The 11,754-nt window shown below is 74.1% G+C and carries 10 protein-coding genes; 4 read left to right on the top strand and 6 right to left on the bottom strand.

Annotation, left to right across the window (positions count from 1 at the left end):
• Positions 1-254: 254 nt before the first annotated feature.
• The gene (locus C1I99_RS10085; RefSeq protein ID WP_111133947.1) at positions 255-599 is read left to right on the top strand and encodes an STAS domain-containing protein; all 345 of its coding nucleotides are present in this window, start codon (positions 255-257) and stop codon (positions 597-599) included.
• A gap of 74 nt (positions 600-673) precedes the next feature.
• Here C1I99_RS10085 and C1I99_RS10080 read toward each other — a convergent pair whose 3' ends face one another.
• The 3 genes from C1I99_RS10080 to C1I99_RS10070 form a co-directional block, all read right to left on the bottom strand.
• Positions 674-1,066, bottom strand: coding sequence for an FKBP-type peptidyl-prolyl cis-trans isomerase (locus tag C1I99_RS10080; protein WP_111133946.1), 393 nt, complete (start codon positions 1,064-1,066; stop codon positions 674-676).
• 216 nt (positions 1,067-1,282) lie between these two features.
• Positions 1,283-2,014: a helical backbone metal receptor gene (locus C1I99_RS10075; protein WP_111133945.1), complete on the bottom strand. Its 732-nt coding sequence runs from the start codon at positions 2,012-2,014 to the stop codon at positions 1,283-1,285.
• Between the two features lie 30 nt (positions 2,015-2,044).
• A complete protein-coding gene (locus C1I99_RS10070) occupies positions 2,045-2,611 on the bottom strand; it encodes a GNAT family N-acetyltransferase (RefSeq protein WP_233512443.1) in 567 nt (188 codons plus the stop codon).
• A gap of 261 nt (positions 2,612-2,872) precedes the next feature.
• Between C1I99_RS10070 and C1I99_RS10065 the strand changes: the two genes are divergently transcribed.
• A complete protein-coding gene (locus C1I99_RS10065) occupies positions 2,873-3,751 on the top strand; it encodes a PDDEXK family nuclease (RefSeq protein ID WP_111133943.1) in 879 nt (292 codons plus the stop codon).
• Positions 3,752-4,092: 341 nt separating this feature from the next.
• Entirely contained in the window at positions 4,093-5,364 is a 1,272-nt protein-coding gene (locus tag C1I99_RS10060) for a hypothetical protein (RefSeq protein ID WP_111133942.1), read from the top strand.
• A 56-nt stretch (positions 5,365-5,420) separates the two neighbouring features.
• On the opposite strand, the gene C1I99_RS10055 is transcribed toward C1I99_RS10060, so the two are convergent.
• Both C1I99_RS10055 and C1I99_RS10050 read right to left on the bottom strand, forming a co-directional pair.
• Positions 5,421-6,671: an MFS transporter gene (locus C1I99_RS10055; protein ID WP_111133941.1), complete on the bottom strand. Its 1,251-nt coding sequence runs from the start codon at positions 6,669-6,671 to the stop codon at positions 5,421-5,423.
• 222 nt (positions 6,672-6,893) lie between these two features.
• Entirely contained in the window at positions 6,894-7,241 is a 348-nt protein-coding gene (locus tag C1I99_RS10050; RefSeq protein ID WP_111133940.1) for a histone-like nucleoid-structuring protein Lsr2, read from the bottom strand.
• Between the two features lie 280 nt (positions 7,242-7,521).
• Here C1I99_RS10050 and lon point away from each other — a divergent pair, with 280 nt between their 5' ends.
• On the top strand, positions 7,522-9,858 hold the full coding sequence (gene lon / locus C1I99_RS10045) for an endopeptidase La (protein ID WP_111133939.1): 2,337 nt from the start codon (positions 7,522-7,524) through the stop codon (positions 9,856-9,858).
• 52 nt (positions 9,859-9,910) lie between these two features.
• On the opposite strand, the gene C1I99_RS10040 is transcribed toward lon, so the two are convergent.
• Positions 9,911-11,701, bottom strand: coding sequence for a DEAD/DEAH box helicase (locus C1I99_RS10040; RefSeq protein ID WP_111133938.1), 1,791 nt, complete (start codon positions 11,699-11,701; stop codon positions 9,911-9,913).
• Positions 11,702-11,754 lie beyond the last annotated feature (53 nt).

The raw sequence follows: 11,754 nt of genomic DNA, 5'->3' as shown, positions 1-11,754 counted from the left end.
GGCGGGGGACGACCATGGCACCATTCTCACCCGCCGATGTCCCGCGCGCCGGCCCTCACACCTCGTCTTCGGCCACCGGCCCTCGCGCGCGCCGGCCCTCGCGCGCTGCCCGCCCCCGCGGCTGCCGGCCTCGGTGCCGCCCGCGCCTCCTCCCTGCGGGGGATCCCGGAGACCTCGGGGTCGGACCCTGGGCGTACCCGGATTCGGTCCTCGGTAGGGCGGAATTGTCGGTGGTCGGGGCTAGATTCGTCGGCATGGGACAGCGTGACGACCGCTTCCACGTGGAGGTCAGCGTGGGTGACCGGGTGGTGGAGGTGCGGGCGACCGGCGAGGTCGACATCGCCACGGTCGGCGCGTTGCGCTCCGCCCTTTGGGCGGCCCCGGCCCGCCCGGTGCTCCGGCTGGATCTCTCCGGCGTCGGCGTGCTCTCCGCGGCCGGGGTGCGCGCACTGGTCGCCGCGCACCTGCGGGTTCGGGCCCGCGGCGGCGAGCTGGTGCTGGTCGATCCCGATCCGGTGGTCGCCCGGGTGCTGCGGGCCACCGGACTGCACCGGGTCATCCCGATCGTCGAACCCCGTTGCGAGCTCGTGGCCTGCTGAAGGCCGACCGGCGTCGCCGGCCCGCAGCCACGCGGGCAGGGTCGACGGGGGAGTCGGCGACCCTGCCCGCGCGGTCAGCGCACGTCGAGCAGGTCGACCACGAAGACCAGCGTCTCGCCCGGCTTGATCACGCCACCGGCGCCCCGGTCGCCGTAGCCCAGGTGCGGCGGGATGGTGAGCCGGCGCCGGCCGCCAACCCGCATGCCCACCACCCCCCGGTCCCAGCCGGCGATGACCTGGCCGCCGCCGAGCGGGAACTGGAACGTCTCCCCCCGGTTCCAGGAGGCGTCGAACTCCCGCCCGGTGGAGTGGGCGACCCCGACGTAGTGGACGTCGGCCAGCTGGCCCGGCCGGGCCTCCGGTCCCTCGCCGACGCTGATGTCCTCGATCACGAGGTCGGCGGGCGGCGCGCCCTCGATCGGGCCCACCTCGGGCTTGCCCTCGCGGGCGCCTGCTGCCTGGTTCATGCGGGAGTCTCCTGCCGTCCTGGTCCGGTCTCTCCGGTCCCTCGATCCTGCCGGATCGCGACCGGCCGATACCGGGCGGTCCGGCGGGCCGGCCGGGGCGTGTCGGGGACGACCCGTGCGGGTCGGCGCGGTCATCGCCGTCATGCGGCACCAGGTGTATCGGCGGCGACGCCGCCACGCCCCGGCCGGTGACCTTGCCGGCGGTCGGGGCGGCGCCTACCCGGCCGGGTACGTCACCGAGTCGGCGAGTTGAGCGGCCAGCACGGCGGGCGCCTCGGCGAGCGACGGCCCGTACCAGGTGAGGTGACGCCCGGAGAGCAGGGCGCACGGGACGCCGGGGAAGGACTCTGGTCCGTCGCCGGCGGTGAACCGGTACGGCTCGTCGGGCAGCACCACCAGCTCCGGCGCCCGCGCGCGCAGCTCGTCCAGCATCGGGCGGGGATAACGGTCGGCGTGGCCGGCGTACAGGTTGGTCACCCCGAGCCGGCGCAGCACGTCACCGGCGAAGGTGTCGGCGCCGAGCACCACCCACGGGCGCCGCCAGACCGGCACCACCGCCCGCCTCGGCGCCGCCGGCACGGGCAGGCCGGCCCACGCCCGGCGGGCCGCGACCAGCCAGCCGGGCTCGGCCGGCGCACCCAGCTCGGCGAGCAGGTCGGCCAGCTCGGCCAGCGCCCCGTCGACGGTCCTCGGGTAGGTGACGCGCACCGGCACTCCCGCCGCGACCAGTGCGTCCGCGTCGACGCGGCGGTTCTCCTCGACGTTGAGCAGAACCAGGTCCGGGCGCAGCGCCCGGACCTGGCTCAGGTCCGGGTACTTGCTGCCGCCGACCCGCGCCACGTCCAGCCCCGCCGGGTGGGTGCACCAGTCGGTCGCGCCGACCAGCACCCCCGGCAAGGTCAGCGCCACCGCCTCGGTCAGCGACGGCACCAGCGACACCACCCGCATCCGGCCCACCTCCCGGTCTCGTCCGAGAGGCTAACCGGCCCGGCGGTCGTGCCACTCCCGCCGGGTGAGCGCGTACTCCACCTCGCCGTGTTCGGAACCCGCGATCGGCTCCGGCCAGTCCGCGTGGAACGTGCGCACGTACCGTAGGCCGCACTTCTCCATCACCCGGCGCGATCGGGTGTTGACCGCCATGGTGTTCGCGGTGACCCGCTCGACGCCCAGCGCGGTGAAGCCCTTGTCGATCAGGGCCTGGCAGCCCTCGGTGGCGCGTCCGGCGCCCCAGGCGGCCCGCCGCAACCGGTACCCGAGTTCAATCTCACGGGGGTCCCCGTCGTGCAGCGGACGGAACTCGAACCAGCCCAGGAAGCGGCCCGACGACTGGTCCGCCGCCGCCCACCAGCCGAGCCCGGGCGCTCGCCGGTAGTGGGCGAGGATCCGGGGCAGGGTGACGTGCCGGACGACCTCCGGCGGGGTGGGCCGTCCCCCGGTCAGGTGGCGCATCACCTCGGGGTCGCCGTCCAGCTCAACCAGGAGCTCCGCGTCGGCGGTGGTGAACTCGCGCAGCACCAGCCGGTCGGTGCGCAGGAAGATCGTCACCGGCTCATCCCACCCGGCCAAACGGACCGGCTCAACCGGATTCCCGGCCGGCCGCCGGCCGGAACCACTCGGCGCAATCAGCCGGTGGCCGGAGCCGCGCGGGCCGCGGGGAGCCGCCGGCCGGATCCCGAAGGGCCTGCCGGTGGTCCGACCGCCGGCGGCGGCCGGCCGCACCGGCGAGGCGCCGAGCATGATCGAGCGCCTAGACTCGCCTGCGGCCGGCGACTCGGCGCGGCCACGGACGGCGGATGGGTCAGGTGGATGACGAGCACCGGTGGTGACGACGGCTTCCGGCTGCGCGCGCTGCCCGCGGACGGCGGGCGTCCCCCGCTGCTCACCCGGGGCGGCCACCTGGTGTACGCCGCCCGCCGGCTTGGCGAGCTGGTGCACCGGCGGCCGCCGGGGATCACCGGCCACCAGTGGAACACCGCCATCCGCGAGGGTTACGACCTTGTCGTCTGCGCCACGGGCAGCGGCACCCCGCGCGTCGCCGTGGAGATCGGCCCGCCGCCGCCCGCCGGCTCCGCCGGGCAGCGCGCCGGGCGGATGAAGGACGCGGTCGCCGGGGCGGTCGGCCTGCCGGTGCTGCGGATCGGGTCGCCGACGCTGCGGGCGGACGAGCACGGGCGGCGCATCGTGGCGTACGTGATCGACGCGTGTGACTACGCCGCCGGCGGGGAGGCCGAGCCGGGGGAGGCGCCCCCGGTCGGGTTCCGGGACATCCTGGGCCGGCTACCGGACGGGCGGATCGGGCACGTCAACGACCTCGGCGCGCTGGCCCGGGCGGCGGCCGTCGAGGCGTACGTGTCGCGGCGGCTGGTGGACCCGATCGTGCGGGGGTTGCACGTGCGGTGGCGAGGCGGTCCGGCGGAGGGGTGGAGCTGGGTCGAGGTACGCCCCGGCGCCTGCCTGGTGGAGCGGGTGACGGTGCACGAGCACCGGTTCTCCTGCGGGGTGGCCCCCGACCGGCTCGCCGAGGACCTGGCGACGATGGCCGTCGGCGGGCGGCTGTCCGGGCTGGACACCGGCGCGTCGGGGCTGGTGCCGCGCCGGGAGCTGATCGAGGACATCCGGCGGCTCGCGGCGCGCCGGGACGAGATGGTGAACGGCTTCGCCTTCGACCACCTCTGCGTGGACTGACCCCCGCCCGCCGACGGCCGGCGCCGTCGGCCGGTCACCCGGCATCGGCCGGCGGTCCGACGCCGGGGGCGATCTCCCGTCGGGCCGCCCCCGGCGGGGCGAACTCCCTCGAATTTCTGCGATCCGGGTTGAACCCTGGCGGCTGCCGTCCCGTACTCCTGCGGGAATGGACAGGATCTCCCCATCCGCGTCGGCAGATGCGGAAGACGGTGCGGAAAGGGCATCGTCGGTCATCGACATGCCGCCGGTTCGCCACGACGGTTTCCGTCGGGGTGCGCCACCTCAATTCCGTCGGTCCGAGGTCACAAATCCACTACCGGATCGAGAAGGAGAGCAATTCGATGCGCAGGTCCACACGGGCGCGCCGGTCATCCGGTAACGCGCGGAGCAAGCGTCTGCTGGCCGTGGTCGGCACGCTCGCCGTCTTCGGCGGAATCGTCGCCGTGACCCAGATCTCGTCGGCCGAGGACCGGCGGTCGGCCAACACCCGCCCGGCGGCCGCGGCTTGCGTGGAGCCCAGCCCCGGCGCGACCGCGCCGAGCGGGCGGGGCGGTACCACCACCCGCACCTGGCAGAACGGCCGGTGGGTACGCAACCACTGGGGCGACGGGCAGCAGTCCGTGGCCGAGTGCCAGCAGACCCTCGCCGGCGGCGGCGCGAGCACCGGCGGTTCGGCCGTGGCCTGCCCGGACGTGGCCGGCCGGCTTCCGCAGGTGCCCGACCGGGCCCGCGCCGAGGTGGACCGCAACCTCGCCCTGCTGCAGACCCAGATCGCCGAGGCGGACCGGCGGCTGGCGGCCGAGGGCAACCGGGGTGAGAACTTCGTCCGCAACGCGATCCTGGGGCCGCTGGCCAGCAAGCGACGGGCGACGCTGGAGCGGATCACCATCGCGATCGACCGGTTCGGCCCGCGGCCCCGCGGCCTGGGCCAGCTCGCTGAGTGCCAGGTGCAGCCCACGGACGACAACAACGGCAACAATGGCGGAAACAACAACGGCGGAAACAACAACGGCGGTAACAACAACGGGGGTAACAACAACGGCGGGAACAACGGGGCGCCGGGCGCCGGCCTGGATGTGCTGGCGAACAACTGCGACGACAGCCGGTTGCAGCCGCACAATGGTTTCCAGAATGGCAACCGGTGTGTCAGCACCGCGTTCGGTGAGGTCGGGGCCGCCGCGAACAACCCGTCGCTGCTGATTACCCAGTTCCCGGAGGAGGTCAACCGGAACCAGGCGTTCACCCTCCGGGTCACCACCCGCAACCTGGTCCGGGATCGCTTCCTCGCCGCCGGCCAGGGCGGCTATTACGTGGAGAGTTCGCTGCTCAACGACCAGGGCCTGACCCGCGGCCACTTCCACACCGCCTGCCGCATGCTGGACAGTCTCCGCCAGCCGCCGGAACCGGAGGAGGTGCCGGCGTTCTTCGTCGCCACCGAGGACGGCCGGGGCGGCGCCGAGCCGGACGACGTCATCATCCAGATTCCCGGGCTGCCCGAGTCCGGCACCGCGCAGTGCGCGGTCTGGGCCGGTGACGGGTCGCACCGCCTGCCGATGATGGAGCGGGCGAACCAGACCCCGGCCTTCGACGTGGTGCGTATCGAGGTCAGCTGAGCCGCGGCCGGGGTCGTTCCGGGGTGCGGCTCCGGACGACCCCGGCCGGCGGGCGGTCAGACCGCCGCCGCCTGCCGGGCTGGGGACGGCGGCGGTGCGGGGGTGCGCAGGGCGGCGATCCGCCGGGCGCGCGACGGCGCGGCGAGCAGGTTGCCGGCGGCCACCAGCAGGGCCAACCCGAACAGCCCCAGCCAGAGTGCGTCGGTGGTGAACCGGTCGGCGACCAGGCCGCCGAGGGTCGGCCCGGCGAACGTGGCGAAGGCGTACCCGAGCGAGTAGACGCCCTGGTAGCGGCCTCGTTGAGCGGCCGGCGACAGGTCGGCGGTCAGCGCGGAGTTCGCCGGGGTCATCAGCATCTCCCCGAGCGTCCAGACGGCCACCGTCAGGGCGTAGAACCAGACGGCGTCGGCGAGCGCGGTCAGCGCGAAGCCGGTGCCGATCACGACGGCGGCGACCGCGACGGTGCGGGACCGGTCGAAGCGGCCGATCAGCCGGGGCACGAAGAGCTGCCCGAGCACGATCATCAGCCCGTTGACGGCGATGATCGGGCCGTACGCCGACGCCGGCAGGCCGTCGGACCGCAACGCCACCGGCAGCATGACGCTGCTCTCGATGCAGAGCCAGGCCAACCCGGTCAGCGCGGTGAAGGTCAGGAAGACCCGGTCCCGCAGTACCGTGCCGAGCCCGCCCCGGTCGGCCCGGGTGAACTGCCCGACGGTGACCGGCGCGGGCCGCGACTCGGGGACCTTCAGGCCGATCAGGGCGGCGGTGCCGAGCAGCACGGCAGCGTTGATCACGAACAGCAGCAGCGGGTCGAAGCGGAGCACCAGACCGGCGACGGTCGCGGCGATCGAGAATCCGATGTTGATCGCCCAGTAGTTCAACGTCATCGCCCGCAGCCGGTCCCGTTCGCCGACCACGTCGATGATGGTCGCGGTGAAGGCCGGCCGGGCCACGCCGAGGAAGAGCCCGAGCAGGAGGGTCAGCGCGGCGATCGCGACCGGGTGTCCGCTCAGGCCCAGCGACACCGCGGCCGCGGCGGCGGCGAGGTTGCCGGCCAGCATGGCCGGCCGCCGCCCCCACCGGTCCGCGACGACCCCGCCGAGCACCGCGCCCGCGGCGCTGCCGGCGCCGTGCAACCCGATCACCATCCCGGCGTACGCCGGGCTGAAATGCCGCACCGACACCAGGTACACCCCGAGGTAGATGGCGACGAAGCTGCCCAGCCGGTTGATCAGCGTGGCCGTCCAGAGGTACCAGAAGGTGCGGGGCAACCCGCCGGCCGTCTGCGTCCACCAGCGCGTCATCCGCCACCCCCGTGCGTCGTTTGCGTAATGCCTCTATCGGGCTCCGCTCATTACAACCCAGGGGTACGACAGACTCCCGTCATGCGCCGCCGACCGTGGCGCCGGTCACGGCGGCGGCGGGCGGGCACCCGGCCCGGCGGCGGAAAGGCGGCGGCAGAATCGACGGGGTCACGCTGATTTCCCAGCGTGACCCCGTCCGACCGGCAGCGTTCCCCGGATCGCTCAGCGGTTCTTGTACGCCTCGACGACCTCGACCGGGATGCGACCGCGCTCGGAAATCTTGTAACCGTTCTTCACGGCCCATTCGCGGATGGCCCGGTTCTGCTCCCGGTCCATTCCCGCGCCGCCCGACCCACCGGGGCGGCGGCCCGCCCGCCCGGTGTCGACCGGTCCGCGCCCGATCCGCCGGCCAGCGTTGATGTACGGGTCCAGCGCCTTGCGCAGCACACCCGCATTCTCGTCGGAGACATCGATGGTGTACGCCACGCCGTCCAGACTGAACTCGACGGTCCGGTCGGCCTTTCCGCCGTCGAGGTCGTCGGTCAGAACCGTGATTACTTTTCTCGCCATCGCCAATTACTCCCTGTGTGGGGCGGGGTGTGTTCAAAGTTTGACCTATCGCACGGCAAATCCGCAACAATGCGCGTCGTTTTCATTTCGGCGGGTCGCGCTATCGCGGGAAAACGGCGAGCCGCAATGGCCACGCCGCGCCGTTCGGCCTAGCAGCCGGCGAGCGCCGTGGGGCCCGGCGCCCGGCCGCCGGACGTGGTCTGGATCACATGACGGAACAAGGGGAACGCTTTGTTACTTGAGTTGGACACGCTCAACCCAACTCGATAGCAGGTGTTCGATGGCAACTCTTCCGGTACTTCCCCTGACCGACGCCGTGCTGCTGCCCGGCATGGTCATCCCGGTGACCCTCGACCCGACCACCCAGGCCGCCGTCGACGCGGCCCGCGCCACCGGCGACCGCAAGCTGCTCGCCGTGCCCCGCATCGACGGCGAGTACGGCCCGGTCGGCGCGGTCGCCACCATCGAGAAGGTCGGCCGGCTGCCCAGCGGCGAACCGGCCGCCGTGATCCGCGGCCTGGCCCGCGCCCGGATCGGCTCCGGCGTGCCGGGCCCCGGTGCCGCCCTCTGGGTCGAGGCCACCGAGCTGCCCGAGCCCGCCCCGGCCGGCCGGGCCCGCGAGCTCGCCCGCGAGTACCGCGCCCTGATGACCTCGGTTCTGCAACAGCGCGGCGCGTGGCAGGTCATCGACGCGATCGAGCGGATGACCGACCTCTCCGAGCTGGCCGACTCCGCCGGCTACGTCTCCTGGCTCAGCCTGGCCCAGAAGACCGAGCTGCTCGCCGCGCCGGACGTGACCGCCCGGCTGGAGCTGCTGGTCGGCTGGGTGAAGGAGCACCTGGCCGAGCAGGAGGTCGCTGAGCAGATCAACACCGACGTCCGTGAAGGGCTGGAGAAGTCCCAGCGGGAGTTCCTGCTTCGCCAGCAGCTCGCCGCCATCCGCAAGGAACTCGGCGAGGACGAGCCGGACGGCTCCGCCGACTACCGGGCCCGGGTCGAGGCCGCCCAACTGCCGGAGAAGGTCCGCGAGGCCGCGTTGCGCGAGGTCGGCAAGCTGGAGCGGGCCAGCGACGCCTCCCCGGAGGCGGGCTGGATCCGCACCTGGCTGGACACGGTGCTGGAGATGCCGTGGACCACACGTACCGAGGACAACAGCGACCTCGCCGCGGCCCGCGCGGTGCTCGACGCCGACCACGCCGGCCTGGGCGACGTGAAGGACCGCATCCTGGAGTACCTCGCCGTGCGTAACCGGCGGGCGGCGCGCAACGTCGGCGTCGTCGGCGGGCGCGGCTCCGGCGCCGTGCTCGCCCTCGCCGGCCCACCCGGCGTCGGCAAGACCAGCCTCGGCGAGTCGATCGCCCGCGCCCTCGGCCGCACCTTCGTCCGGGTCTCCCTCGGCGGCGTCCGCGACGAGGCCGAGATCCGCGGCCACCGGCGTACCTACGTCGGCGCGCTGCCCGGCCGGATCGTCCGGGCGCTGAGCGAGGCCGGCTCGATGAACCCGGTCGTGCTCCTCGACGAGGTCGACAAGCTGGCGGTCGGCTACGCCGGCGACCCGGCCGCGGCCCTGCTGGAGGTGCTCGACCCGGCGCAGAACCACACCTTCCGCGACCACTACCTGGAGGTCGACCTCGACCTGTCCGACGTGCTCTTCCTGGCCACCGCCAACGTGGTGGAGACCATCCCCGGCCCGTTGCTGGACCGGATGGAGCTGGTCACCCTGGACGGGTACACCGAGGACGAGAAGGTCGCCATCGCCCGCGACCACCTGCTGCCCCGGCAGCGGGAACGGGCCGGGCTGACCGCCGACGAGGTGTCGATCGACGACGCCGCGCTGGCCCGCATCGCCGGTGAGTACACCCGGGAGGCCGGCGTGCGGCAGTTCGAGCGGTCGCTGGCGAAGATCCTCCGCAAGGTCGCGGTGACCCTGGCGACCGACCCGGCACCGGTCCGGGTCGACACCGGCAACCTCGCCACCTACCTGGGGCGGCCGAGGTTCACCCCGGAGTCGGCGGAGCGGACGGCGGTTCCCGGCGTGGCCACCGGCCTGGCCGTCACCGGCGCCGGCGGCGACGTGCTCTTCATCGAGGCCACCAGCATGGAGGGCGACCCGGGGCTGACCCTGACCGGGCAGCTCGGCGACGTGATGAAGGAATCGGCGCACATCGCCTGGTCGTACCTGCGCTCCAACGGGCGCCGGTTCGGGCTGGACCCGAACACCCTGGCCGGGCGGCGGATCCACCTGCACGTCCCGGCGGGCGCGGTGCCGAAGGACGGGCCCAGCGCCGGCATCACCATGGTCACCGCGCTCGCCTCGCTGGTGACCGGCCGGCCGGTACGCCCCGAGTTCGGCATGACCGGCGAGGTGACCCTCTCCGGCCGGGTGCTGCCCATCGGCGGGGTGAAGCAGAAGCTGCTCGCCGCGCACCGGGCCGGCCTGACCGAGGTGATCATCCCGGCCCGCAACGAGCCGGACCTCGACGACCTGCCCGCCGAGGTGCGGGGGGCGCTGACCGTGCACACGCTGGCCGACGTCGCCGACGTGCTCGCCCTGGCCCTGCGCCCGGCCGACATCGACGCGGAGGCCCTTGACGGCCCGGCGCTCGCCGCGGCCTGACCGGCCGCGCACGGGGCCCCCGGTCGACCACGACCGGGGGCCCCGGCGGGTCTCACCGCCGGTCGCGGCGGTCCCCGCCGGCGTCCCGGTAGCGGCGCTCGCCCCGGTCGCCGCCGTCGAAGCGGCGCTCCCCGCCGCCGTCGCTGTCCCGGTCCCGGCGTACGGTCGCCCGGCGGCCCTTGATGGTGCTGCCGCGCAGCCCGGCGATCACCTCGTCGGCGACCGCCTGCGGAACCTCGATCAGGGAGAACCGGTCGGCGATCTCGATCGAGCCGATGTCCCGGCCACTGATCCGGGTCTCCCCGGTGATCGCCCCTACCAGGTCCTGCGGGCGGACCCCGGCGCGCCGGCCCAGCCCCACGAAAACCTGGGTGGTGGTGCCGCCCGGGCGGGGCCGGCCGCCGCCGCGCCGCTCGCCCCGGCCCCCAACCTCCGGCCGGCCCTCGCGCGGGCCCCGCACCGGGACCTGCGGGATCTCCTCCTCGTCGGCGGCCCCCGGCGATGTCGCCTCGTGCGCCAGCTTCGCCGCGGCCAGGGCGACCTCGACCAGGTCGAACTCGTCGGTCAGCGACTCCACGATCGCCCGGTAGGGGTCGAGGTCGTCCTCCAGCAGGCTCTCCCGCAGCGCCGCCTGGGTCAGCTCCAACCGGCGGGTCCGCAGGTCCGCCACCGTCGGGATCTTGTCGATGGTGATCCGCTGCCCGGTGACCCGCTCGATGGTCTTGAGCATCCGGTGCTCGCGCGGTTCGGCCAGGGTTATCGCCACGCCCTCCCGCCCGGCGCGCCCGACCCGGCCGATCCGGTGCACGTATGACTCCGGCGCCGACGGCACGTCGTAGTTGACCACGTGGGTGAGCTGCTCCACATCAAGTCCCCGGGCGGCCACGTCGGTGGCCACCAGCAGGTCCGCGGTGCCGGCGCGCAGCCGGCCCATCACCCGGTCCCGCTGCTCCTGGCTCATCCCGCCGTGCAGCGCCTCGGCCCGGTAGCCGCGCCCGTTCATGGTCTCGGTGAGCCGGTCGACCTCCTCCCGACTGCGGCAGAAGACGATCGCCGCGGTGGGGGACTCCACGTCCAGCACCCGGCCCAGCGCCGCCGGCTTGTGCGCCCGGGCGACGATGTAGGCGTTCTGCCGCACCCGGGGCGCCTCGCCGGCCACCGGCTGCTCCCGCGCGATCAGGATGCGGACCGGGTCGGTCAGGTGCTGCCGGGCCAACCCGTCGATGCGGGCGGGCATGGTGGCCGAGAAGAGCACGGTCTGCCGCTGCTGCGGCGCGTGCTCCAGGATCGCCTCGATGTCCTCGGCGAAGCCCATGTCCAGCATCTCGTCGGCCTCGTCGAGCACCACGGTGGCCAGCGCGCCCAGGTTCAGCGTGCCCCGGGCGATGTGGTCCAGGGCCCGGCCGGGGGTGGCCACCACCACGTCCACCCCGGCGTCCAGGGCCCGCAGCTGCCGGCCGATGGGCTGCCCGCCGTAGATCGGCAGCACCCGCGCGCCCAGGTCCTTGCCGTACCGGTGGAACGCCTCGGAGACCTGCACGGCCAGCTCGCGGGTCGGCACCAGCACCAGCGCCACCGGGTTGCCGCCGGGCCGGTCGTCGGGCATCCGCTGCAGCAGCGGCAGCGCGAACGCCGCCGTCTTGCCCGTACCGGTGGCGGCCTGGCCCAGCAGATCCCGCCCGGCCAGCAGCGGCGGGATCGCCTCCCGCTGGATCGGCGTGGGCTCCTCGTAGCCCAGGGCGGCCAGCGCCTTCAGCAGCTCGGCGCGCAGGCCCAGATCCGCGAAGGCGGAGGAATCGTCGGCGGCCGGGGCGGGATCGGTCGATACGGGTGCGGAACTCATGCGACAAGCCTTTCATCACGCCCGCGCGCCCGCTCCTGCGACCGGCACATCAC

Source organism: Micromonospora deserti (assembly GCF_003236335.1).
GTDB lineage: Bacteria > Actinomycetota > Actinomycetes > Mycobacteriales > Micromonosporaceae > Micromonospora > Micromonospora deserti.
Note: the sequence above shows the minus strand (reverse complement) of the source record. Positions and strands in the feature narration are given on the sequence as shown.

Bases quoted from the DNA above. Each gene is read 5' to 3' on its own strand.
- C1I99_RS10060 (WP_111133942.1), top strand. From the start codon at position 4,093: ATGCGCAGGTCCACACGGGCGCGCCGGTCATCCGGTAACGCGCGGAGC.
- C1I99_RS10085 (WP_111133947.1), top strand. From the start codon at position 255: ATGGGACAGCGTGACGACCGCTTCCACGTGGAGGTCAGCGTGGGTGAC.
- C1I99_RS10055 (WP_111133941.1), bottom strand. From the start codon at position 6,671: ATGACGCGCTGGTGGACGCAGACGGCCGGCGGGTTGCCCCGCACCTTC.
- lon (WP_111133939.1), top strand. From the start codon at position 7,522: ATGGCAACTCTTCCGGTACTTCCCCTGACCGACGCCGTGCTGCTGCCC.
- C1I99_RS10040 (WP_111133938.1), bottom strand. From the start codon at position 11,701: ATGAGTTCCGCACCCGTATCGACCGATCCCGCCCCGGCCGCCGACGAT.
- C1I99_RS10075 (WP_111133945.1), bottom strand. From the start codon at position 2,014: ATGCGGGTGGTGTCGCTGGTGCCGTCGCTGACCGAGGCGGTGGCGCTG.
- C1I99_RS10050 (WP_111133940.1), bottom strand. From the start codon at position 7,241: ATGGCGAGAAAAGTAATCACGGTTCTGACCGACGACCTCGACGGCGGA.
- C1I99_RS10080 (WP_111133946.1), bottom strand. From the start codon at position 1,066: ATGAACCAGGCAGCAGGCGCCCGCGAGGGCAAGCCCGAGGTGGGCCCG.
- C1I99_RS10065 (WP_111133943.1), top strand. From the start codon at position 2,873: ATGACGAGCACCGGTGGTGACGACGGCTTCCGGCTGCGCGCGCTGCCC.